Origin of the sequence: Pseudomonas sp. SMN5 (assembly GCF_052041925.1) — a bacterium.
In the GTDB taxonomy this organism is placed as follows: Bacteria; Pseudomonadota; Gammaproteobacteria; order Pseudomonadales; family Pseudomonadaceae; genus Aquipseudomonas.
Window position 1 is genome coordinate 170,098 of the sequence record NZ_JBKGGX010000009.1, and the last position, 22,318, is coordinate 192,415.

The 22,318-nt window shown below is 61.6% G+C and carries 18 protein-coding genes and 1 pseudogene; 5 read left to right on the top strand and 14 right to left on the bottom strand.

The window, feature by feature from the left end; genetic code table 11:
* Together tnpC and ACLEJR_RS11565 are read left to right on the top strand one after the other, a co-directional pair.
* Window positions 1-1,331: pseudogene (gene tnpC, locus ACLEJR_RS11560) on the top strand (IS66 family transposase); the annotation flags it as partial.
* 77 nt (window positions 1,332-1,408) lie between these two features.
* On the top strand, window positions 1,409-1,933 hold the full coding sequence (locus tag ACLEJR_RS11565) for a hypothetical protein (RefSeq protein ID WP_440814031.1): 525 nt from the start codon (window positions 1,409-1,411) through the stop codon (window positions 1,931-1,933).
* A gap of 812 nt (window positions 1,934-2,745) precedes the next feature.
* Here ACLEJR_RS11565 and ACLEJR_RS11570 read toward each other — a convergent pair.
* The 6 genes from ACLEJR_RS11570 to pssA all read right to left on the bottom strand — a co-directional run bounded on the left by ACLEJR_RS11570 (window position 2,746) and on the right by pssA (window position 8,902).
* A complete protein-coding gene (locus ACLEJR_RS11570; RefSeq protein WP_440814034.1) occupies window positions 2,746-4,311 on the bottom strand; it encodes an ArnT family glycosyltransferase in 1,566 nt (521 codons plus the stop codon).
* Window positions 4,274-4,567, bottom strand: a complete 294-nt coding sequence (locus ACLEJR_RS11575) for a lipid-A-disaccharide synthase N-terminal domain-containing protein (protein ID WP_440814035.1) — start codon at window positions 4,565-4,567, stop codon at window positions 4,274-4,276. Before ACLEJR_RS11575 ends, ACLEJR_RS11570 begins: the two co-directional genes overlap by 38 nt.
* 1 nt (window position 4,568) lies before the next feature.
* Window positions 4,569-5,312, bottom strand: a complete 744-nt coding sequence (locus ACLEJR_RS11580; RefSeq protein ID WP_440814038.1) for a glycosyltransferase family 2 protein — start codon at window positions 5,310-5,312, stop codon at window positions 4,569-4,571.
* A 34-nt stretch (window positions 5,313-5,346) separates the two neighbouring features.
* Complete coding sequence (locus ACLEJR_RS11585) at window positions 5,347-6,318, bottom strand: NAD-dependent epimerase (protein WP_440814039.1); 972 nt, start codon at window positions 6,316-6,318, stop codon at window positions 5,347-5,349.
* Between the two features lie 212 nt (window positions 6,319-6,530).
* Window positions 6,531-7,547 (bottom strand): AraC family transcriptional regulator, encoded by a 1,017-nt coding sequence (locus tag ACLEJR_RS11590; protein ID WP_440792129.1) that lies wholly within the window; start codon window positions 7,545-7,547, stop codon window positions 6,531-6,533.
* An 11-nt stretch (window positions 7,548-7,558) separates the two neighbouring features.
* Window positions 7,559-8,902, bottom strand: a complete 1,344-nt coding sequence (gene pssA / locus ACLEJR_RS11595) for a CDP-diacylglycerol--serine O-phosphatidyltransferase (protein ID WP_440792069.1) — start codon at window positions 8,900-8,902, stop codon at window positions 7,559-7,561.
* A gap of 220 nt (window positions 8,903-9,122) precedes the next feature.
* Between pssA and ACLEJR_RS11600 the strand changes: the two genes are divergently transcribed.
* Window positions 9,123-9,692, top strand: a complete 570-nt coding sequence (locus tag ACLEJR_RS11600; protein ID WP_440814041.1) for a TetR/AcrR family transcriptional regulator — start codon at window positions 9,123-9,125, stop codon at window positions 9,690-9,692.
* 169 nt (window positions 9,693-9,861) lie between these two features.
* Here ACLEJR_RS11600 and ACLEJR_RS11605 read toward each other — a convergent pair whose 3' ends face one another.
* Entirely contained in the window at window positions 9,862-10,932 is a 1,071-nt protein-coding gene (locus ACLEJR_RS11605; RefSeq protein ID WP_440814044.1) for a M42 family peptidase, read from the bottom strand.
* 223 nt (window positions 10,933-11,155) lie between these two features.
* On the opposite strand from ACLEJR_RS11605, the gene ACLEJR_RS11610 reads away from it, so the two are divergent.
* Window positions 11,156-11,557 (top strand): hypothetical protein, encoded by a 402-nt coding sequence (locus ACLEJR_RS11610; protein WP_440814046.1) that lies wholly within the window; start codon window positions 11,156-11,158, stop codon window positions 11,555-11,557.
* 35 nt (window positions 11,558-11,592) lie between these two features.
* Here ACLEJR_RS11610 and ACLEJR_RS11615 read toward each other — a convergent pair whose 3' ends face one another.
* The 7 genes from ACLEJR_RS11615 to ACLEJR_RS11645 form a co-directional block, all read right to left on the bottom strand.
* Window positions 11,593-14,016 carry a TonB-dependent siderophore receptor gene (locus ACLEJR_RS11615; RefSeq protein ID WP_440814047.1) on the bottom strand — a complete coding sequence of 808 codons (2,424 nt, stop codon included), beginning with the start codon at window positions 14,014-14,016 and terminating at the stop codon, window positions 11,593-11,595.
* Between the two features lie 67 nt (window positions 14,017-14,083).
* Window positions 14,084-15,031, bottom strand: coding sequence for a FecR family protein (locus tag ACLEJR_RS11620; RefSeq protein WP_440814050.1), 948 nt, complete (start codon window positions 15,029-15,031; stop codon window positions 14,084-14,086).
* Window positions 15,028-15,537 carry a sigma-70 family RNA polymerase sigma factor gene (locus tag ACLEJR_RS11625; RefSeq protein ID WP_440792079.1) on the bottom strand — a complete coding sequence of 170 codons (510 nt, stop codon included), beginning with the start codon at window positions 15,535-15,537 and terminating at the stop codon, window positions 15,028-15,030. The genes ACLEJR_RS11620 and ACLEJR_RS11625 overlap by 4 nt, the downstream gene beginning before the upstream one ends.
* Window positions 15,538-15,729: 192 nt before the next feature.
* Window positions 15,730-16,170 carry a CBS domain-containing protein gene (locus ACLEJR_RS11630; protein ID WP_440814052.1) on the bottom strand — a complete coding sequence of 147 codons (441 nt, stop codon included), beginning with the start codon at window positions 16,168-16,170 and terminating at the stop codon, window positions 15,730-15,732.
* A gap of 177 nt (window positions 16,171-16,347) precedes the next feature.
* Window positions 16,348-16,734 carry a nitrite reductase small subunit NirD gene (nirD, locus tag ACLEJR_RS11635; RefSeq protein ID WP_440792083.1) on the bottom strand — a complete coding sequence of 129 codons (387 nt, stop codon included), beginning with the start codon at window positions 16,732-16,734 and terminating at the stop codon, window positions 16,348-16,350.
* Window positions 16,734-19,295 carry a nitrite reductase large subunit NirB gene (nirB, locus tag ACLEJR_RS11640; protein WP_440792084.1) on the bottom strand — a complete coding sequence of 854 codons (2,562 nt, stop codon included), beginning with the start codon at window positions 19,293-19,295 and terminating at the stop codon, window positions 16,734-16,736. The genes nirD and nirB overlap by 1 nt, the downstream gene beginning before the upstream one ends.
* 536 nt (window positions 19,296-19,831) lie before the next feature.
* Window positions 19,832-21,394 (bottom strand): L,D-transpeptidase family protein, encoded by a 1,563-nt coding sequence (locus tag ACLEJR_RS11645; RefSeq protein ID WP_440792085.1) that lies wholly within the window; start codon window positions 21,392-21,394, stop codon window positions 19,832-19,834.
* A gap of 162 nt (window positions 21,395-21,556) precedes the next feature.
* Between ACLEJR_RS11645 and ACLEJR_RS11650 the strand changes: the two genes are divergently transcribed.
* Window positions 21,557-22,234: a murein L,D-transpeptidase catalytic domain family protein gene (locus ACLEJR_RS11650; RefSeq protein ID WP_440792131.1), complete on the top strand. Its 678-nt coding sequence runs from the start codon at window positions 21,557-21,559 to the stop codon at window positions 22,232-22,234.
* Window positions 22,235-22,318 lie beyond the last annotated feature (84 nt).

The following is a 22,318-nucleotide window of genomic DNA, read 5'->3' on the forward strand; positions in this document are numbered from 1 at the left end:
CAAGGCAGCTTGCTGGATGACTTGCTCAGCACTGACCTCGAAGCCATCGACGCCGAGTTGAAAGTACTTCGTCCCGCCCCGGCACCGGACGAACCACGCCAACAACCCAAGCGCGCGCCGTCGCCGCCGCAGTTTCCGCGTACCGTCATTCATCACGAGCCTGAGAACACCAAATGCTTATGCGGCTGCCAGCTTCAACGCATCGGCGAAGACGTCAGCGAGAAGTTGGATTACACGCCTGGCGTGTTCACGGTCGAGCAGCATGTGCGTGGCAAGTGGGCCTGCCATCAGTGCGAAACACTGATCCAGGCACCGGTACCGGCACAGATGATCGTCAAGGGCATCCCCACCGCCGGCTTGCTGGCCCACGTGATGGTGGTCAAGTTCGCCGACCACCTGCCGCTGTACCGGCAGGAAAAGATCTTCGGCCGTGCCGGCCTAGCGATCCCGCGTTCAACGCTGGCTCAATGGGTCGGCCAAACCCGCGTGCAACTGCAACCGCTGGTAGATGCACTGCGCGAAGCCGTGTTGGCCCAGCGAGTCGTCCATGCCGACGAAACACCGGTGCAAATGTTGGCCCCGGGCGAAAAGAAAACACATCGAGCGTACGTATGGGCCTACAGCACGACACCGTTCTCAGCACTGAACGCGGTGGTGTACGACTTCAGCCCCAGCCGTGCTGGTGAACATGCGCGCAACTTCCTGGGCACCTGGAACGGCAAGCTGGTTTGCGATGACTTCGCGGGCTACAAAGCTGGCTTTGAGCAGGGCATCACCGAAATCGGCTGTATGGCCCATGCCCGGCGTAAAATTTCGACCTGCATGTGGCGAACAAAAGCCAGTTGGCCGAACAGGCGCTGCACTCCATCGGCGGCTTGTACGAAGTCGAACGGCAGGCCAAGGATATGAGCGATGAAGAGCGCTGGCGATTACGCCAGGAAATGACGGTGCCTATCGCAGAAAAGTTACACGAGTGGATGCTGGCCCAGCGTGCACTTGTGCCCGAGGGATCGGCTACGGCCAAGGCACTGGATTACAGCCTGAAACGCTGGGTAGCGCTGACGCGCTACCTGGATGATGGGGCTGTACCTATCGATAACAAAGCGGTCGAGAATAAGATCAGGCCGTGGGCGCTCGGTAGGTCGAACTGGCTCTTCGGTAGATCGCTGCGCAGCGGTAAACGGGCGGCGGCGATCATGAGCTTGATCCAGTCGGCGCGCATGAACGGGCATGATCCGTATGCCTATCTCAAAGATGTGCTGACGCGGCTGCCGACGCAGCGTGCGAGTGAGATTAACGAGCTGCTGCCGCAAAAGTGGACGGCTGTTTAATCACGCGGTGCGTGTTTTCCTTATTTAACGATATCCAGATATATTGACCCCTGCACGTGTGTGCATGGAGGCTTGCTTTGCTTAGGAAATTACTAGTCGGTGTACTAGCGCTTTTGGGGCTCTTAATCGTCATTGTCGCGCTGATAGCCGCGCTGCAGGCTGCCGACCGTTCCCCATCCTATGGCGTGCCGCTCAAAATCGATGGCCCAGTAAGCACGACCAACTTAGTGGTACGCGTAAGCAAACCTGACACCTACACCGTGTCTCTGAGCTACCCATACGTAGACGGTGTGGAACGGAGAAAAGCTTGGACGCTTGCAGGAGGTGATTCCCTCAAGGACGGCTTATGGCAAGAGCCGGGTTCCCCCTTTGTTTTTCAGATCCGCATTAATGAAATCTCCAGCGGAAAAGAGATGTTGAACCAGCAAGTCACCCATCCAAAATTGACCTCGTGGGGGAGCGGAAATTTAAATGCCGACTTGGTTCGTATAAAACTTGAAAGTGGTCTTTATCGAGTATTTGTGCAGCGCTATGGGAACTTGGCCGAAGCGCCGCCAGCCGAACTCCAGCTTCAGTTTCATAGGGCATATCAAGGAAAGTGAGGAGGGTTTACTGAGTGAGCGCATACGTTATACGGCGCTTGCGGGCAGTAGCCTTAAATTCATCACAACGCATTTCTAGGTTTTCTGGAATTGGCCAGCGATGGTGTATCGATCGCGTATGCCATGTGTCAATCATAGGAATTGATTCAGGCAAGATGGGTTTGGCAGACGCTTCCGTTATCGAACATCCGATATGCTCGGCTTTACTCAAATCCAAGGCATGCGCTCGCGACACTCGTGTGAGAAATATGCGCCAGGAGACAACGCCAGCCCCTGCGCTCTACGTCCATCAAAGCTCAACTGCGCAGCCAACGAGCAGCCAACTACGTCATGGCTCTCTCGGGAGCCTCGGTCACGCAAGAGGCGCTCTCCCCTGTCGCCAGCCACACTTCAGGCACGCTGAGCAAGCGAGCCAATTGCTCCATACGCGTTTTGGGGATGCCGCGAGCGAACCAATTCGCCAGGCACTGCGGGCTGATGCGAAGCAGCTCCGAGAAGCCTGCGTGAGATATGGCATATTCCTCCAGCGTGGCCTTCAGACGTTGCCCACTGGCCCGTCGGGATCGTGAAGACAAATGCCTTCGCTGCTTTTCCGTAGGGTTATTCATCCTAATGCTCTGTCTCCTGAAACTACGATTGGGGCGGACCCAATGTAGGTGACAAGAAGCAGGATGGGATAGAGCTTAAAACGCACGGTTTTGGAGATAAGGAACAATCCCACGGCCGGCGACCGAAAGACCTACAGCCCTTGCCTAGGCCAATTCTCGCCGGCCCGAGTTTGCTGATGTGGGCCTCAAGAGCGCTACTGCAAGCTACGGCAACGGTTGTTTCCAGGCAAACGAATAAACCTTCTGCGGCGCCGAAGGCTGGCAGGCCAGGTTGTCGGCATCGGCCCCGACCAGGAACCATTCGGCCCGTGAGGTATGCCCGACACGGCGCGCCTTCTGCGGGTCATAACATCGCGCCATGTCCCTGCCCGGCACCAGGGCATAGGCCTGCGGATGGCTGCGCAGCCAGCGGGCCGATTGTTCCAGCGATTGGCGGTTGTAAAAGCCGAAATGGACCAGGGGCTGCCGGGCGAACAACCAATGCCCCTCCCGCCAGCCCACCAGCACCAGTTGCGAATGCGTCGTCAGCCGGGCCACTTCACCCATCAGCGTTTCGTGGGGGTTGGTGCCCTCCTTGTGCGGCTCGGCGAAACCACGGACAAACCAGGCGCCCAACCACAGCACGGTCAGTATCGAGAATATCGCCCGGCCTCGCGCTCGCTGGCGGAACCAGCGGCGCAGCAACCAGGGCACCAGAGGCGCCGCGGCCAGCACCAGGGCGGGTAATGCCGGGAAGATGTACAACTTGCGCTTGCCGCTGCTCAGGCTGAAAAACAGCAGCACCAGCACCACCCAACCGAGCAGGACCAGTACGCGACCGTCGTGCTTGACCAATTGTTTGCGCCAGGCCGGTAGCAGCCACGGCAGCATGAACAGAATCGGCAACCAGTACTTGGGGATCACTTGGACGAAGAAATACCAGAAAGGCTCGCGGTGTTCCCAGGCATTGGCATAACGTCCGGCGGTCTGCTTGAACAGGATTTCCTGGATGTACGCCAGGCTGTCAGGACTGCCCTGCCCGACGACCGCCAGCAACGGCCCGAGCCAGAGCGCGATGGCGAGCAGCGCCACCCCCAGCCCCGACCACCAGGCACCGCCCTTGCCCGGCATGGCCACCACGCCCGTCCAGCCTTTGCGCACGGCATAGGCGTAGGGAATCAGCATCAGCACCGGTAAAAAACCCACGCCCTTGCTGATGACGCCCAACCCCATCGCACCACAGGCCAGGTAATACCAGCGCCAGTGCGGCCCCAGCAAAAGGTGTCGGCACAGGCCGTAGATTGCCAGGATGGTCCAGAGCGCGAGAAAGCCATCGATCTGTCCAGTCCGCAGGATGCTGTAGGTCTGGTAGGTCGCCAGGAACAACAGCGCCGCGATCACCCCGACGCGCCGGCCCCACAAGCGGCGCCCCAGGTCATACAGGCAACCAGTCGTCACTGCGCCGGCGATCAGGGCGGGCAAGTACAAGGCAATTTTTGGCAGCTGGGTCACTTGTACGAACAGCGCCACGGCCCACATGAACAGCGGTGGTTTGTCTGCATAGATTTCCCCGGCGCGATGGGGGATGAACCATGAGCCGTCTTGCAGCATTTCCAGGGCGACGCCAAGAAAACGCTCCTCATCGACGTTCATCGGCTGCCGCCAGCCAAGACCGGCTCCCACCAGGGCCAGCGCCAACAGCACCAGCGCCAGCAGTTCCAGACGCGAGCTGGACAGTCGTATCCGCACCGAATCAGTCCTTGCTATCCAGTTCACCGCCCGCGCGCTCATGCTGCTTGGCGATCAATTGCAGGTTGCGCAGGTAGACGATGAACCCGAAGGATTGACCGAGAATGAACACCGGGTCTTGACGGTAGATGGCATAGGCCAACAGCAACGCGCTGCCGATGATACTCAGGTACCAGAAGCCGACCGGGATCAAGCTGCGCTTCTTGTATTCGCTGTACAGCCATTGCAAGGCGAAACGTCCGGTAAAGGCCAACTGGCCGCCGAACCCAACTACCAGCCATAAGGATTCTCTGCCCATGTCAGACCTCGATTTCCTGTACGTTGACGTCCAGACGGGTGCGCTTGATCAACCACCACACCCCGAACAGATCGAGAATCCCAACCAGGGCCCGGTCGAGGTTGCCGTAGTTGGAAACCCCGGCGCCTCGCTCGCGGTGATTCACCGGTTGCACCAGCATCCGCCCGTTGTGTCGACGGATCAGCGCGGGGATAAAGCGATGCATATGGTCGAAGTACGGCAGACGCAGGAACGCTTCGCGCTCGATCAGCTTGATGCCGCAGCCGGTGTCAGGTGTCTGGTCTTTGAGTAGGCTGGCCCGCAGTCTGTTGGCGAATCGCGAGGCCCAACGCTTGCTCGCCGTGTCCCGCCGGTTGACACGATGCCCCGCCACCAGCTTGACGCCGTCAGGCTGGCCTTCGGAACCGCGGACCAATTCCAGCATTTTCGGTAAGTCGGCCGGATCGTTTTGACCGTCGCCGTCGAGCGTCGCCAGCCAGTGCCCCCGCGCCACCTTGGCGGCGTGGTAAATGGAAGTGCTTTGCCCCAGTGATCGAGCATGACTGAGCACGCGCAATTGTCCATAGCCGCTGTCTTGCAAGGCGCGCAGCTCAGCGGCGGTGGCGTCGGTGCTGCCATCATTGACCACGATGACTTCAAAGGCCTCGCCGGCTAGCGCGGCACGGACTTCTTCCAGTAGAGGGACGAGATTGCCGGCTTCGTTTTTTGCCGGAATCAGCACCGACACATAGAGGTTTTCGTGCATGAGGTTCCAATCAGGATCTGAACGATAAGGGAGGCTAGACGCCATAGTAGTTGCGGTACCAATCGACAAACGACTGCACGCCGACCGGCACCGAGACCTGCGGACGAAACCCCACCCGTTCTTCCAGCTCACGGGTGTCCGCCCAGGTATCGATCACGTCGCCCGATTGCAGCGGCAAGAAGTTTTTGACGGCGCGCCTGCCCAGTGCTTCTTCGAGGCATCCGACAAACTGCAGCAGCTTCACCGGCGCGCCGAAACCAATGTTGTAGAGTTTGTTTCGTACACCGCTTTCATCGGTGGGTGGCAGCGGTATCAAACGCACCAGGCCTTCGACAATGTCATCGATGTAGGTGAAGTCACGAGACATCGCACCGTCGTTATAGACGTCGATGGCTCGACCATTGAGGATCGCCTCGGTGAATTTGAACGGGGCCATATCCGGCCGTCCCCAGGGACCATAGACGGTAAAGAAACGCAGGCCGGTCGTGGGGATGCCGTAGAGGTGCGAGTAAGCGTGGGCCATCAGCTCGTTGGCGCGCTTGGTAGCGGCGTAGAGTGACACCGGCCGGTCGACCGGATCGGTGGTGGCATAGGGCATGCGCTCATTCAATTCATACACCGAACTGCTCGAGGCGAAAATCAGGTGCGCCGACCGATGGGCGCGACACGCTTCCAACAGATTGAGGAAGCCCACCAGATTACTCTGCGCATAGATATCAGGGTTGTCGATCGAATAACGCACGCCGGCCTGGGCGGCCAGGTGAACGACCTGGTCGAAAGGGTTATCGGCGAACACATCCATCAGCGCCTGCTTGTCGGCCATCTCCAGCAGCTTGAATTGGAAGTTCGGGCAAGGCGTCAATTGCGCGAGACGAGCCTTTTTCAACTCGACGCTGTAGTAGCTGTTGAGGTTGTCGATGCCGATAACGTCATGGCCGTCGCTGCACAGGCGTTTGGCCGTATGGAACCCGATGAAGCCGGCAGCGCCGGTGACCAGGACTCTCATACGCTCCGTCCATCCGTATCATGCCCGATAGCGCCGGGGGACAAACCTTTGAAACAGACACAGCCGCTGACCCAAACGACCCCATGCATAAATCACCCTGACCGACCATCCGGCTTTCGCCAGTTCTCCCAGACTTTTATCAAAGAAAAATGACGGTTTTATGAGCGTCTGGTGAGGCTCGCCGAGATGGAGCCAGCGAACCACTCGCGGGGTCAGTTCAGGTCGTTGAGAATCAGGCTGCGATAATGGCCCGGGTTGGACCCGGACCACTTGCGAAACGCCTTGTAGAACGAACTGGCATCGGCAAAGCCCAGGCGCGCGGCAATCTCGACGAAGCTGATGGTGGGTTCGGCCAGCCAGGCAATTGCCAGCTCCTTGCGCACGCTGTCCTTGAGGCCCTGGTAGGTCTGGCCCTCCTCCGCCAGGCGCCGGCGCAGAGTCGACGCGGAGACGCACAGCTGCTGCGCCAATGCTTCGGTTTCCGGCCATTGTTCGGCGGGCAGTTGTCGCAAATCGTGGCGGATACGGCTGGCAAGGCTCTGCGGATTGCGGTATTTGACCAGGATATTGGCCGGAGCCTGGGCCAGGAAGCGCTTGAGCTCGTCCGCATTGCGCCGGATGGGCAGATCCAGGAAGTCGGCTGCCAGGATCATCCGCGTCCGGGAGCGTCCAAAACGCAGATTCTGCGAAAACATCACCCGGTAGTCATCGCAGAAATCCGGCTCGGCACAGCGCAGTTCAACGGACAGGATCGGAATGCGCCGCCCGGCCAGCCAGCACGCCACGCCGTGCACGATCATCCAGTAGGTGAAATAGGTGAAGGCCCGACGCGGCGCCTGGTCATCTTCCAGCAAGACGATTTCAGCCAGGCTCTGCTGGCGAGTGCACTGGGCCGGCAGGTGTTCAAGCATCAGCGACAGGAAGCCCAGCCCGGCCTTCAATCCTGCCGCCAGTGTCGGCTGGGCCATGGCGCACTGGCAGAAAAACGCCAGGCTGCCGGACTTGAGCTTGCGCGGGTCCATGCCGAAGAACTCGTCATCGTTACGCCGGGCCAGCAAGCGCCACAGCCGCGCATAGGCATGGGCCGGAACCCGGGCCTGGGGATCGGCGAGCAATGCCGGGTCGATGCCGACCTTGCTCAGCACCTCATCGGTGGCCGCCCCGGCGGTGCAACTTTGCAGCAGTGCCTCGCGCACCAACTGCACAGAGATGGTGTCTTTTTTCGCCATCGCCTGAGTGTTCACAGGATCCGGTAAAGCAACCGCTCGATCCGGACCCGGCTGACCCGTTTGAGAAACTTGGCCACGGCCGCGGGATAGTCCGGCAGGGTTTCCAGGTCCAGGTACCGCTCGATCCGGCGCGTATGGCGATAGATCTGCTCAAGCTCGGTCCGACGCGGTTCCAGCAGCTCGCCCTTGGGATCGTCCAGCAACAGGGCGTTTTCCAGGTCGAGCCGGAAAGCTCGCGGATTGAGGTTGTTGCCGGTCAGCAAGGTGTAGCGCTCGTCGACCCACATGCCCTTGAGGTGATAGCTGTTGTCGCCGTCACGCCACAGGTGCAGGTTCAATTGGCCGTTGTCGATGTAGCGCTGATGCCGCTTGGCGAAGCGTCGCAGGCTGATCTCATACAGGTAGGGTAGCGCGGCGATGATCTTGAACGGCTCGCTCGGTGGAATGAAGAAATCGTTGGCGGTCTTGTCGCCGACAATGATGTCGATCTTCACCCCCCGCGCCAGGGCGCGGTTGAGCTCGCGGGTCACCGCCAACGGCAGGTTGAAATACGGCGTGCAGATGGTCAGTTGCTGGCGACTGCTGGCGATCAATTCGCCGATCACCCGGCTCAAAGGGTTGTTCTTGCCCACGCCCAGCAACGGGCTTACCGACAAGCCGCTCTTGTCGAGGCTACCGGCTGTGGTGTCGTAGGCCGCGTACTTGAGGCGACTGCGCAGGTCGCCGATGTCCTTGCGCAGGCTGCGCGTGGTCGGCAGGTTCGGCAGGTCCAGGCGATGCACGGCCTTGGACGCGACCAGGCCATGTTGCACCAGGTGCTGCATGGAATCGGCCAGCGCGGCATTTTGCAGCAGGTGGTAGCGGTCGTAGCGGTATTTCTCGAACTTGTGCAGGTAGACGTTATTCAGGCTGGCGCCGCTGTACAGCACGCAATCGTCGATCACGAAGCCTTTCAAATGCAGCACGCCAAACAGCTCGCGGGTCTGCACCGGCACACCGTAGATCGGCACTTCGCTGGCGTGCAGGCGCGTCTGCTCCTGGTACCAGGCCGAGTTGCCCGGCTGCTTCTTGGCACCAATCAGCCCGCGCTGGGCGCGCAGCCAGTCCACCACAACGACCACATCGAGCTCCGGACGCGCGGCTTTGGCGGCGTGCAGGGCGTCTAGAATTTCCTGGCCCGCTTCATCCTGTTGCAGGTACAGGGCGACGATGTAGATGCGTTGGGTGGCCTGGGCGATCTTCTCCAGCAGGCAACGACGAAATTCAGCAGCGCCATCGAGGATGGTCACCGCCTCGGGGGTCAGTGCAAAGCTGCGCAGCTTGGGCAGCAGGGAGCGTTTGAAAAGCGACGGCATAGGGCTCGCAGTAGGTCGATTCCGAAGAGCGAATGAGCTTACACCATGGCGGGCGGGTTTTGGACAACTTACACTTTTCTATTCTGTGAGCGCATGGCTTGCCCGCGATGGCGCCCCGAAGAGTCGGATCGCGGGCGAGCCATGCGCCCACAGGAACGCAACCGGGAATCAAGAGAAAATTGACTTGACCAAGAAGAATGATCGTTCTACTGTCCGCCCCATGAACGAAATCACTGGTAATGAAACCCGAGACATCATCCTCGATGTCGCCGAGAAACTGATCTATCGAAGTGGCATCGCCGCCACGGGCATGGATCTTCTGGTGAAGACCGCCGGCGTCTCCAGGAAAAGTGTCTATCGCTACTTCGCCAACAAGGACGAGTTGATCGTGGCCGCTCTCCAGCGGCGGGACGAACGCTGGATGCACTGGTTCAGCACCGAAGTCGACAAGGCGCCAACGCCCAGGGCTCGCTTGTTCAACCTGTTCACCGTGCTCAAGGGCTGGTTCGAGAGTGAAGGTTTTCGCGGCTGTGCGTTTATCAATACCAGCGGCGAGACGGGAGATCCCCAGGATCCGGTGCGCCAGCTGGCGAAGCTGCATAAACAGAAGCTGCTCGACTATGTGACCCGGCTGTGCCTCGAACAAAGTGTCCAGAACCCGCAGGCACTGGCCCGGCAACTGTTGGTCCTGATTGATGGCGCGATTACCGTTGCCTTGGTCATGGGTGACCACGGCGCAGCCGACGACGCCCGGGATGTACTTGAAAGACTGTTGCCGCCGGATAGGTAAGACACAAGACCGCCGAATCGCTGTGCCATGCCGGTCAAGCGAAGGGAACGCAAGTTCCACTGGTCCTGGACCGCCGGCCGGATAATCATCCTGGGATTCCGAGTTGGGCTTGTAAGCCCTTGTGGCCTGGGAACTTGCTCGCGATGACGGCCGGGAGCGATCCGCCCCCTCAGCCCCCGTCCCGATTGATCAGAAACTCCAGCAGTGTCTGGGCGCAGGCCTCGATGCTGCCTTCCAGGATCAGCTCATATCCATGGGTGTTCTCGGTCGGGATCGCAATGCATCCGCCTTGAGCCGATATTCCGCTGCCCATGACGGCGCTGGCGTCGCTGGCGAAGTCCACCAGCAAGGCGAATTGCGGTGACAGCCCGCAACGCTGGCCGGCGCGGTACAACTGGTCGACGATTTGGCGGCTGTAGCAACCGTCCTGGTCGCCGGTGTTGATGATCGGGTCGACGCACAGCCGGGTGCCGTATTCCTGGACGACCGGCCCGACCTCGACGGCGACGGTCACCTCGCCCGGCAGATGTCCCGCTGCGTACAGGGCGCCAGCATTGGATTCCTCTTCCTGGGTGGTAAAGACGAAATACACGTCACCCTCCAGTTCGGCCCGCCGTTCGGCCAACAATGCGGCGGCCTGCAAGGTGGCGACCATCGGTGCGCGATCATCCAGGAAGTGTGCGGCAATGGCATCGTTGACCCGAAACGGCCGGCGCCAGTGCTGGCTCAACACCACCCGCGTTCCAGGCCGCACGCCATGCTGGTGCAATTGTTCGGCTGAACAGCGGGTGATCACATGGACATCTTCCCAGTGCACATTCCCGGACAGCACGTCCGCGCCCTGGTGGGTTTCATCCGTGCTGTGCATGGAGCCGAACGACAGCACACCGGGGATGAAATCCCGATCTCCCAGGATGTCCACCGGGCACATGCCGAAATTCACCGGGTTGGCCCCGCCCAGCGCGACGATCCGCAATGTACCGTCAGGCTCGACGCGCTTGACCAGCATGGCGATTTCATCAAGGTGGGCCATGACCCTGACGGGGCCAGTGGATTTTCCGGCGGTGCCTGAGCCCTTGATCAGGCCAATGACGTTGCCGGCCGGATCGATCCAGGTCTGGTCACAGAGGGGTTCGAGTTCACGCAGGCAAAGCGTGCGCACTTCATCTTCCTGCCCGCCCGGCCCGCGGGCCATCAGCAGCTCTTCCAACAGTGGCAAGGTCGAGGGATTGACTGGCATTGGGGCTCCTCTTGTTTGTCGGGCACACGTCCCGCTTGCCTTATTGAATCGGTCTGCCAGCATAAATTTGATCGGATCGTCGGATCAGCGGACGAGCGGACCGCACCGGCGGCAGACCGCTGGCCGTCGGACGGGGTTGACCGACGTGCGGCCAGGCATCACATTGCCTGGGCCGGCGATCCGCTCAGCGCCGGTTTCGTTGTGTTGCAGACTTGTGGAGCCTATGACCGCATCGATCCCGATCCGTCCCCCCTGCCCGCCCGGTGTCTGCGACTGCCGGCGTGACGAGTTGCTGCAAACCCCAGGCAGCGACCTGCGCATCCTTTGCCTGAATCGTCAGGAAGAAAAACGCTTGCTCGAACGGCTGGAGAACATCCAGAGCCTGGATGAACTCCAACGGTTGCAGCAGCGCCTGTACGAAAACCTGGGTGTTCGCCTGAGCATCGAGCCCGGCTACAACGAAGTACGAACCATGCGCGGCATCGCCATCGAGTTCCAGGAGCAACCCGGCCTGTGCCGCAAAATCCGTCAGTCGATCCCCGGCGCTATCCGGCGCGGGCTGGAAAAACGTCCGCAAATCGCCTGGCGCCTGCTGGACGCCCACGACCTGTTCCGCGACACCTGAATTCAAGCAGCTCCGTCCTTGGAGCAGCCTCGCGACTAGAAGTCGACGGTGGCTGAAAGCAGGTAGGTGCACGGAGTCGACAATGTCAGGCCCGGCTCGCTGTCATCCGATGCGCCAGCTGAACTCCAGTAGCGCTTGTCCGCAACGTTCTCGACATTGGCCCGCAGGGTGACGGTCTTTTCGTCGACCTTGAAGGCGTAGCGTGCCCCCACATCCAGGCGCACCCAGGAATCGATTTCCTTGTCGTTGGATTGATCCAGGTATTGCGAGCTGGAATAAATGCCTCGGCTGGTCAGGGTTACACCTTGCAAGTTGGGTACGTCCCATTCGGCGCCGAGGTTGACGTTGTATTTCGGCGTGGCCGGCGCCCGGTTGCCATCGAAGGCGCCGCCGGTGGTGTCGGTCAGCTCACTGTCAATGAACATCACGCCGCCCAGCAGGCGCGTGCCCTTGAGCGGCTCGCCGAACACGCTCAGTTCCACGCCGGTGTTCTCGCGCTTGCCGTTCGGCCCGAAGACCCGAGTGGTCGCGTCGGTCGCATAGGCCGGCTGTTTGATCCGGAACACTGCGCCAGTCACTGCGAACGAACCGGCATCATACTTGGCCCCCACCTCCACCTGACGGCTGATGAACGGCGGGAAGATTTCATCTTCGTTCACCGAGGTCGATGGCGCGATCTTGCCCTGGCTCAGGCCTTCCGTGTAGTTGGCGTACAGCGACAGCTTGTCGGTGGCCTTGAACAGGATGCCGCCCGACGGCGAAACCTTTTCTTCATCGTAGGCCGTGTCGCCTTTGACATTGTTGGTCCAGTCATCGACCTTCACCCGCTGCCAGCGCGCGCCGAGGGTCAGCAACAGCCGGTCCTCGAACAGCCCCAGGTTGTCAGACAGCGCCACGCCGCTGAAGCGGTTCTCGGTGTAGACCTTGTCGTCCTGTCGCGTCGGGTTGCTTGGCGTCGGCGTCTGCACCGGGTCATACAGGTTGCTGCGACCGTTGGCATAACGGGCCCCGCCGTTCTCGAAATCCATGTAGAAATAACTGGCCGCCAGGTTCACCTCATGGCTCACCGGGCCGGTATGGAACCAGTTGCGCACGCCGGCCGTGGCCGTGCGGACATTTTCCTCGCGGGTGAAGTCACGGGGCTGCACGGTAAAATCACCGGCATTGTTGGTGACCGAAACGTTATGCCGCAGGAAATCGTGGTCGCTTTTGCGTGCCCCCACGCCACCGTAGAGCATGACCGAGTCACTGACGTCGAACTCCGCATTGAACGTGCCGAAGGTATCCTTGGTCCGGGCCTTGCTCCAGGCCTGGGCGTAGTTGCGGCGCACGTCGCTGGCGTGGGGCACTTGCGCGTTGGCCCCTACCTGCACCCGCTCCTGGGGCGCGTCGGTGTCGCGCTCGGTGTGGCCGATGTCGGTCGAAAGCCGCAGCCGTTCACCGCGAAAATCCAGGCCCAGCACCGCCATGTCACGGTCCACGCTCTGATGATCCCACTCGGTGTCTCCGGATTGCTTCACGCCGTTGAAACGGATACCAAATTGATCCCCTTCGCCAAAGCGCCGGCCCACATCCACCGCGCCACCCAGCTGGTTGTTCGAGGCATAGCTACCGGTGAACGACGTGATGGGCTTGTCGGTGGCGCGCTTGGGCACCACGTTGATCCCGCCGCCAACGCTGCCCCGTGGCGAGATGCCGTTGATGAGCTGGGTCGGTCCCTTGAGGATGTCGACGCGCTCGGCCATCTCCATGTCGATCGTATAGGTCGGCAGGATGCCGTAGAGACCGTTGTAGGCGACATCACTGTTGAACAGGCTGAAACCACGGATGGTGAACTGCTCATAACGCCCGCCCGCCGGGTTGGTGGCGCGCACCGAAGGATCGCTGGCAATCAGATCACCCAGGGTCCGCGCCTGTTGGTTCTTGACCGTTTCACGGGTGTAGGTGGTCATGCTGAACGGCGTTTCCATGAAATCCCGTGAGCCGAGCAGGCCTTGCGAACCACGACGGGCAACCTGGCCGCCGGCGTACGCTTCAGTGTCCGCCGAGTCGGTGGCGCCGACAATCGAGGTGGGTGCCAATTGCAGGCTGCCGCGCTCCGGTACCGGGGTCAGGATGTACGCCTGCTCCCCCACGGCTTGCAATTGCAGGCCGGAACCCTGCAACAACTGGGCAAAGCCCTCCTCTACGCCATACTCCCCCGACAATCCGGCGCTGTTGCGACCGCTCACCAGCGCCGGGTCCACCGACAGGTTGACGCCCGCCAGCCCGGCAAATCGGGTCAACGCCGCGCCAAGGTTCCCGGCCGGCACCTGATAGCTGCGCCGGGCGGACTCTTCGGCCTGGCTGGTGGGAATGAACAACAGGCTGGCACTCAGCCCCATTGCAAGACTCAGGTTCAACAGCGGACGCCAGCCGGCCAGGGCTGGGCGAAAACGCAAAGGTATTGCTGCGGACATTGAAAGGCGCTCTCGTTTTAGTGCAGTTGCCTTGAATGACCGGCGAGACGAAAAAAAGGGACAACACTCAGGCGACATTTTTGCGAAGAGTCAGGGTGACCCAGTACGGGGTGCGCATGTGCACCTCCACCGGCAGACTGGCCGACAGCAGCGCGAGGATGCGATCGGTGTTTGCCAGTCGAAAACTGCCTGTGACGCGCAAGGGCTCCAAGGCATCATCCCAGCGCAGCACGCCCCTGCGATAACGACCCAATTCCCGCAGGAAAGTCCCCAGCGGTTGGTCGTGCGCCACAAGCATGCCGTCCCGCCAGCCCAACTGCGCGACATCGAAGCGGGCAAGCGCACCCGCGCCCGTGGTCTGTACACTGACCTGTTGGCCCGCCTCGAGTCCCAGCAAGGGCCCGCGCAAGGGTTGCAGTTGCGCCGAGCCGCTGATCACCGATATTCGGCAACTCCGGTCACCCAGGCGCAGACAGACCTCGCCACGGCTGACCGTGACCAGCCCGTAAGGCATTTGAATGGACAGCGGCGCGGCGCCGTCGACGTTGAGGGCCATCTCTCCTTGCACCAGCACCAGACGCCGGGCCTTGAGGTCCAGGTTCAATGCACTGTCGGTGTTGAGTTGCACCGCACTGCCGTCGGGCAACGTCCACCGCCGTTGTTCACCGGTGGCGGTGTGCAGGTCGGCGCGCCAGACTTGCAACGGCAACTCTCGGCCCAGGAACCAGGCGGTCGGCACCAACGCGGCGGCGCCCAGGGCACGCTTGAGCACCGTACGCCGCGCCAGCGCCGGGCGATCCAGCGTCGCCATGCCCAACGAGGCGGGAATGCCGACGAATCGTTGGCGCAGCTGCTGGGCCTTTTGCCAGGCAGCCTCGTGGTGCGCATGACTGTCGCGCCAATGCTGTAAGGCCGCCGGGTCGAACTCATCGCCGCCGGACTCCATCAGGATCAACCAACGCGCCGCGGCCCTGGCCGTGTCGCGGGCTTCCGGGGTGGGTGCCGGGCGGCTCATAGGTCCACCAAGAGACAATGCTCGTAGGCCTGAGCCATGTAGCGCTTGATGGTGCGTTCGCTGAGCTGCATGCGCTCACCGATCTCGCGATACCCCAGGCCCTCGAGCTGACTCCACAAAAAGGCCCGCCGCACCAAGGGTGGCAGGCCGTCGAGAAGTTCGTCCAGTGCGTGCAGGGTTTCCAGCAACAACCAACGCTGCTCGGGCGACGGCATGCACGCCTCGGGCAGGCTCGCCAGGGCATCGAGATAGGCCTGCTCCAGGTTGCGCCGGGTGTAGAAGTTGCTCAGCAGGCGCTTGCCGATGGTCAGTAGGTAGGCCCGCGGTTCCTGCAAGTCGGCCAGGGTCTGGGAACTGGCGAGCACGCGCAGGAACGTATCCTGGCGCAGATCCGCGGCATCCCAGGCGTTACCCATGCGTCGACGCAACCAACCTTCCAGCCAACCACCGTGGTCACGGTACAACGCATCGAGGGAGTGCTCCGTTGGCGTCACTGCATCACTCATGTCTGGAAGCCTGCGCAAGGTCTTTAATGAGAGTGATTCTAATTAATACATGAGAGCAGTTCCAGGGTATTGGTGTGATGCGGTTCTTTACGGGTTGAAAGAAGATTGCGAGGGGTCTGCTTCGCAGCCCAGCGGGAGCAAGCTCCCTCGCCACAGGGGAAGCGGCACTCAGTATTGAGTGATCTGCACAGATCAATGTCCGCGAATGTAATGCTCAAGCTGACGAATCAGGTCGGCCTGTTCGACGATGGCCTGTTTCACCAGGTCGCCGATGGACAACAGTCCGATCAGTTGCCCGTTATCCAGCACCGGCAGATGCCGCAGGTGACTGTCGGTCATGACTGACATGCAGCGCTCGATACTCTGCTGGCTGTCGGCGGTGATCACCGGCGTGCTCATGATCGTGCGTACTGGCGTACCTATCGAAGAGCGTCCGTGCAAGACCATTTTGCGTGCGTAATCGCGCTCGCTGAACACCCCTACCACTTGGCCATCTTCGATCACCGGCAGCGCGCCGACATTTTTCTCGGCCATGATCTGCAAGGCTTCCAGCACCGTCTGCTGCGGACCGATGCTGTGGACCTGCTGGTTCTGCACACTTTTGAGTTTCACCAGTTGCGCGGCGGTTTTCATTGCTAATCCCCAGCTTCAGTTAACAGAACAACAGCACACACGTGATTCCTGTGGCGAGGGAGCTTGTCCCGCTCGGCCGAGTTGGCGCACCAGTGCGCAGCGCCCGCAGGGTTTTGGGGCCGCTTCGCAGCCCAGCGGGAGCAAGCTCCCTCGCCACAAAAGCCGGTCGCGCAAGCATCAGTCTTCGCCGATTTCAACCACATCCCCATTCAACCGCACCGGCCAGGTCCGCAGGCTCTGCTCCGGATATTCCAGGCAATGGCCGTCTTCGAGGCGAAAATGCTGCTTGTACATCGGCGAGGCAATTACCAGCTCACCCTTGATACTGCCCAACAGGCCACGCCCGATCACGTTCGCGCCGGACTTGGGGTCGCGGTTGTCGATGGCGTACAGCGGCTTGTCCTCTTGCTCGGGCAGATACAGCAGCGCGACCTGGCTGCCGTCGTGCCAGGCGACCACACCGGAGTTGGGAACCAGGTCCTCCCGACTGCACAGGGCACGCCACTGGATCGGCTGCCGGGCAGCATCGCGGATGGGCATGCGAACGACGTTTGACTGGCTCATCAGAGCACCTCCTCGGTAACGGGAATCAGGTGGAGTTCGCCGGCGTGTACCGGCCGACGCTGGCCGCGCTCACGGACGAAATAAACATCGGGATCGCCACGCCCGTCGTTGACGAAGGTACGGAAACGCTTGAGCTTTTCCGGATCCTTGAGGGCGTTGGCCCACTCACATTCGTAGCGATCGACCACCAGCTGCATCTGGGCTTCGAGTTCGGCTGCCAGGCCCAGGCTGTCGTCGATGATCACTTGCTTGAGGTAATCCAGGCCGCCTTCCAGGCTTTCGCGCCAGACCGAGGTACGCTGCAACTTGTCGGCGGTGCGGATGTAGAACATCAGGAAGCGGTCGATGTAGCGGATCAGGGTTTGGTCATCCAGGTCGGTGGCGAACAGCTCGGCGTGACGCGGACGCATGCCGCCGTTGCCGGCGATATAGAGGTTCCAACCCTTCTCGGTCGCGATCACGCCGACGTCCTTGCTCTGGGCCTCGGCGCATTCACGGGTGCAACCGGACACCGCGAACTTGAGCTTGTGCGGAGAACGCAGGCCCTTGTAGCGATCCTCGAGGGTCAGCGCCATTTGCACACTGTCCTGCACGCCATAACGGCACCAGGTGCTGCCCACGCAGGACTTCACGGTACGGGTGGACTTGCCATAGGCGTGCCCCGTTTCGAACCCGGCCTCGATCAGCTCGGACCAGATATCCGGCAACTGATGCAACTGGGCGCCGAACAGGTCGATGCGTTGGCCGCCGGTGATCTTGGTGTACAGGTCGTATTTCTTCGCGACCACGCCGATGGCGATCAGCTTTTCGGCAGTGATTTCCCCGCCAGCGATACGCGGCACCACCGAATAGGTGCCGTTTTTCTGCATGTTCGCCATGAACGTATCGTTGGTGTCCTGCAACGGCACCAGGGACGGGTCCATGATCGGCTGGTTCCAGCACGACGCCAGGATCGAGCCCACCGCCGGTTTGCACAAATCGCAGCCGGTGTGTCCGCGGCCGTGCTTGGCCAGCAGTTCCTCAAAACTGATGATGCCTTCCACTCGGACCAGGGCGTACAACTCCTGGCGGGTGTAGGCGAAGTGTTCGCACAGGCTTTTATCGACGGTGACGCCACGGGCACTCAATTCGTGCTCGAACACCTGCTTGACCAGCGCCGCACACCCGCCGCAACCGGTGCCGGCCTTGGTATCGCACTTGAGCTGGCCCAGATCGGTGCAGCCGCTATCGATGGCCGAGCAGATCGAGCCCTTGGTGACGTTGTGGCAGGAGCAGATGGTAGCGGCGGCCGGCAGCGCTGCCGGGCCCAGGGTCGGCGCACCTTCGGAGGACGGCAGGATCAGGCTGGCGGCGTCCTTGGGCAGGGCAATCGCATTCTGCATGTACTGCAACAAGGTGTCGTAGTAGCTGTTGTCGCCTACCAGCACGGCGCCGATCACACGTTTGCCGTCGGCGTCCACCACCAGGCGCCGGTAACTGGCGCTGGTTTCATCGATGAACTGGAAGCTGCGCGAGCCCGGCGTATTGCCGTGGGCGTCGCCGATGGAGCCGACGTCCACACCCAGCAACTTGAGCTTGGTGGACATGTCTGCGCCGGTAAACGCCTGGCCAGGCTCGCCACACAGGCGCGCCGCGACGTCGCGGGCCATCTGGTAACCCGGTGCAACCAGCCCGAAGACACTGCCGTTCCAGGCAGCGCACTCGCCGATGGCGTAGATGTCCGGATCGCTGGTCTGGCAATGGTCATCGATGACCACGCCACCACGCGGGCCGATCTGAAGATGACACTGGCGAGCCAGCGCATCCTGCGGGCGGATACCGGCGGAGAACACGATGAGGTCGGTTTCAAGAAAGTCGTCGTTACCGAAATTCATCCGGTAGCGGTACTCCTCGCCGGCGGTGATGGACTGGGTGCCCTTGGACAGGTGCACGCCGACGCCGAGCTGCTCGATGCGTGCCTTGAGCGCCAGGCCGCCCTGGACGTCCAATTGTACCGGCATCAGCCGCGGGGCAAATTCCACCACATGGGCTTCCAGGCCGAGGGACTTGAGGGCGTTGGCCGCCTCCAGGCCCAACAGGCCGCCGCCGACCACCACGCCACGGCTCGCATGGCAGGCGGCAGCACGGATAGCATCGAGGTCTTCAAGGGTGCGGTAGACCAGGCACGAATCACCCTCGGCGCCTTCGATCGGCGGCACGAAGGGATAGGATCCCGTGGCGAGCACCAATTTGTCGTAGCCGATGCGATCACCTTCGATGACCACCTGGCGAGCCTGCCGGTCAATTTCCAGCACTGGTACGCTCAGGTGCAAGGTGACGCCTGGGGTCTGGTACAACGACGCATCGCCCAGGGCCAGGGATTCGGCATCGCGTCCGGAGAAATACTCGGACAAATGCACGCGGTCATAGGCACGCATCGGCTCTTCGCTGAACACGTGCAAGCGGTAGTGATCAAGGGCGCCGCGCTCGATCAATTGTTCGACACAGTGATGGCCGACCATGCCATTGCCGATCACGATCAGCGTTTGCAGCTTGTTCAGAGAAGCAACGTTGGATTTCATAAAAGCACCCGACAAAAGCCCATCACGATTTTTGAAAGCAAAAAAAAGACGCCTGAAACCTTGCGGTTCCAGGCGTCTTTGCCTGTTCTGTGCGGTAACGATCCGGCGACTGCGCCCTGACCTACCGTTGTTCCCCGGCCTTCTGGCGCTCGATCTTCGTTGACCGACGGGGTGCCCACTCGACTGCGTTCACGGCGGGCCTGCACAGGCTCTTGCAGTGAGCGTGCCAAACCGGCACCACCCTCTTGTCGCCCGCCTCTTCAGTACCATCGAAACCCTGTGGGAGCGGGCCCGCTCGCGAAAACGTCGATCACAACAACGCCCGTGCCTGCGATCCCCAGGCACCGACAATTGCCTTCCTCTGGTGCGATCCCCTGCCCCTGGCTTCATAAAAGTGCAGCCGTGCGGGCCAGCGCAGAACCCGCTTCAACCAGAACCCATGTGGGAGCGAGCCTGCTCGCGATTGCGGTGGCCCAATTTGCAGGAGTGTCGAATGTACGAATGCTTTCGCGAGCAGGCGCGCTCCCACCCATCCCTCAAAGCGCCCGCCCGCGGGCAGCGGACAGTGCGCCATCGCGCCCATAGATGTCAGGGATATACACCGCCTGGCCCTGGTCATCCGCCTGCACGGTCCAGTAGCCGAGCAGGATCGGCACCGGCTTGGCCAGCCTGAATTCATGAGTCGATTCAGAGGCCAGCAAGGTGTCGGTGCGCGCACGCTCGGCCGGGCTCACCAGCAGGTCGCGCAAGTGCATGACCTGTTCGATCCGTACGCAGCCTGAGCTGAACGCCCGCGGGCCTTTGCTGAACAACGCCTGGCTCGGCGTATCGTGCAGGTACACCGAAAACGGGTTGGGGAAGCGGATCGCCATTTTGCCCAACGGGTTCTTCGGCCCTGGATCCTGGCGCAACATCAGGTCACCCGGATGCTCCCAATCGACATCCGCAGCGGTCAGCGGCAGGCCGTCACGGTCGAGGATCCTCAGGTTCTGCCGGGCGAGAAACTCCGGATCACGGCGGATCTCCGGCAGTTTGTCTTCACGCATGATGGTCGGAGGAATGGTCCACGTCGGGTTGAGAGTCAGCCGCGTGACCTGGGATTTGAGCAAGGGCGTCTGCCGCTGCGCGCGTCCCACCTGGGTTCGGGTTTGCCAGACCGGCGCACCGCCCTGGTAGACCGTGAGTTGGGCCGCAGCCACGTTGACCAGGACGCTGTCGGCTTCCAGGTCCTGGGCCAGCCAGCGCATGCGCTCCAGGTTGATGCGCAACTGCTCGCGGCGCGTGGCGGGGCTGACATTCAACTCTGTCACCGTCCACGGCCCCACCACACCATCGGCCTGTAGCGAATGCTGGAGCTGGAAGCTCTTCATCGCCTCCACCAGCACCGGGCTGTAATGTTCGTCGGTGTCCGTCGGCGCTGCGCTCAAGTAACCTTCGTCGAACAGGCGCCGGGCCAGCGCCGGCACGCGAGCGTCCTGTTTGTCCGGTTGTAGCAGCGGCCCGCCCGGCACCGGCTGCCAGTCGGATAGCGGTTGCTGCCGCAGGCTGGCATAGAGGCTGCGTAAGTTGCGATACAACGCCAGTTGCGGTCTGGCCTGCTCGAAGGCGGCCGCCAGGTCTTGCACACCCGGCCCGGCAATCGCCAGGACCTCGGCCTGACGGTCCCGAGGTTGTGGGTTGGCCTTCCATACCGGCTCCAGGCGGTCCTGGGGCAGGTACCCGAAACGCAGCTCGTACAACGCTTGCAGGTAGCGCTGGCTGATGGCGATGTCGATGCAGTGAGCGGATTGGCCGCCACCTCCGACCGGCAAGCGGTAGCGCCTCGGATCCAACCCGTCATCGGCCAGTTGCTGCAACTGGGCTGTTAATGCGGCGAGTCGTTCGTCGTCGGACCAGATGTCCTGGCCTGCGTTTTGCTCATAGAACGCCTGCAAGTTGATCATCGTCGGAAAGTCGACGCCCGCCGCGACTTCCGGGCATGCGACCGACAATTGCCCCAGCGTGGTTTGCACCAGCGCCGGGTCGCCATCCTCGGCTGTGGCGACCAATGGCGCAGTGAGCAATAAAAGGCTCAGGTAACATGCGGACTTTTTGAACAACTGCTTTACTCCAATCCATGGCCGTCTCGTTGACGGGCAATTTTGCGACAGGTACGACCCGCCATCATGCAAACGAACTACACCGGACGGGATGCCGCTAACCAACACCACCGTGGGAATTTTTCATCCGTACTGAGGGCTTTGCGCCAACTCTGCCTGGTCATGACCGGGCTGGGCGCGGTGTGCAGCCCGGCGTTGGCTGACAAGGCAAATTCTCAGCTCTACAACAGCCTCGCCCACGCGGCGCCGGAACTCAATCCCCAGGCGCTCAAAAGTGCCCTGAGCGCGATGCAATGCGCAGTCGCCAACGGCGCGGCCCAGGCCCGTCACCTCGCGGTCATCGACTACTCGCAACCGTCCACGGCCCGCCGGCTATGGATCTTCGACCTGCGCCAGAAGAAGCTGGTGTTGCGTGACCTGGTGGCCCACGGGCAGAAGTCCGGGGAAAATTTCGCCACCCAGTTCTCCAATCGCCTGGGCAGCTACCAGTCCAGCCTGGGCCTGTTCCGCACCCAGGAAAGCTATCAGGGCACCCACGGCTATTCGTTGCGCATGGACGGTCTGGAGCCGGGTTTCAATGACCAGGCCCGGGACCGCGCCATCGTGATCCATGCCGCTGACTACGTGAATCCGTTGTGGAGCGCGCGCCAGGGCCGGATCGGGCGCAGCCAGGGTTGCCCGGCCGTGCGTCCTCAGGTGGCACGCCAGGTCATCGACAGACTAAAGGGTGGCCAGTTCATGTTTTCCTGGTATCCAGACCCGGGCTGGCTCAAGCGCTCGGCCTATCTGAACTGCCGGCCGCAGCAGGTGGCGAGCATTTTGGCTAGCAGTGGTGGCTAGAGTTGGGGGGCAGAGTCGGTGCGTGGCTGCACTTCTCGGGGCCGCTATGCGGCCCAACGGGGATAAATCCCCTCGCCACAGGGA

What these genes read in the sequence shown, in the direction of transcription:
- ACLEJR_RS11570 (WP_440814034.1), bottom strand. Translation starts at nt 4,311, where the DNA reads ATGAGCGCGCGGGCGGTGAACTGGATAGCAAGGACTGATTCGGTGCGG.
- ACLEJR_RS11575 (WP_440814035.1), bottom strand. Translation starts at nt 4,567, where the DNA reads ATGGGCAGAGAATCCTTATGGCTGGTAGTTGGGTTCGGCGGCCAGTTG.
- ACLEJR_RS11580 (WP_440814038.1), bottom strand. Translation starts at nt 5,312, where the DNA reads ATGCACGAAAACCTCTATGTGTCGGTGCTGATTCCGGCAAAAAACGAA.
- ACLEJR_RS11585 (WP_440814039.1), bottom strand. Translation starts at nt 6,318, where the DNA reads ATGAGAGTCCTGGTCACCGGCGCTGCCGGCTTCATCGGGTTCCATACG.
- ACLEJR_RS11590 (WP_440792129.1), bottom strand. Translation starts at nt 7,547, where the DNA reads ATGGCGAAAAAAGACACCATCTCTGTGCAGTTGGTGCGCGAGGCACTG.
- pssA (WP_440792069.1), bottom strand. Translation starts at nt 8,902, where the DNA reads ATGCCGTCGCTTTTCAAACGCTCCCTGCTGCCCAAGCTGCGCAGCTTT.
- ACLEJR_RS11600 (WP_440814041.1), top strand. Translation starts at nt 9,123, where the DNA reads ATGAACGAAATCACTGGTAATGAAACCCGAGACATCATCCTCGATGTC.
- ACLEJR_RS11605 (WP_440814044.1), bottom strand. Translation starts at nt 10,932, where the DNA reads ATGCCAGTCAATCCCTCGACCTTGCCACTGTTGGAAGAGCTGCTGATG.
- ACLEJR_RS11610 (WP_440814046.1), top strand. Translation starts at nt 11,156, where the DNA reads ATGACCGCATCGATCCCGATCCGTCCCCCCTGCCCGCCCGGTGTCTGC.
- ACLEJR_RS11615 (WP_440814047.1), bottom strand. Translation starts at nt 14,016, where the DNA reads ATGTCCGCAGCAATACCTTTGCGTTTTCGCCCAGCCCTGGCCGGCTGG.
- ACLEJR_RS11620 (WP_440814050.1), bottom strand. Translation starts at nt 15,031, where the DNA reads ATGAGCCGCCCGGCACCCACCCCGGAAGCCCGCGACACGGCCAGGGCC.
- ACLEJR_RS11625 (WP_440792079.1), bottom strand. Translation starts at nt 15,537, where the DNA reads ATGAGTGATGCAGTGACGCCAACGGAGCACTCCCTCGATGCGTTGTAC.
- ACLEJR_RS11630 (WP_440814052.1), bottom strand. Translation starts at nt 16,170, where the DNA reads ATGAAAACCGCCGCGCAACTGGTGAAACTCAAAAGTGTGCAGAACCAG.
- nirD (WP_440792083.1), bottom strand. Translation starts at nt 16,734, where the DNA reads ATGAGCCAGTCAAACGTCGTTCGCATGCCCATCCGCGATGCTGCCCGG.
- nirB (WP_440792084.1), bottom strand. Translation starts at nt 19,295, where the DNA reads ATGAAATCCAACGTTGCTTCTCTGAACAAGCTGCAAACGCTGATCGTG.
- ACLEJR_RS11650 (WP_440792131.1), top strand. Translation starts at nt 21,557, where the DNA reads ATGACCGGGCTGGGCGCGGTGTGCAGCCCGGCGTTGGCTGACAAGGCA.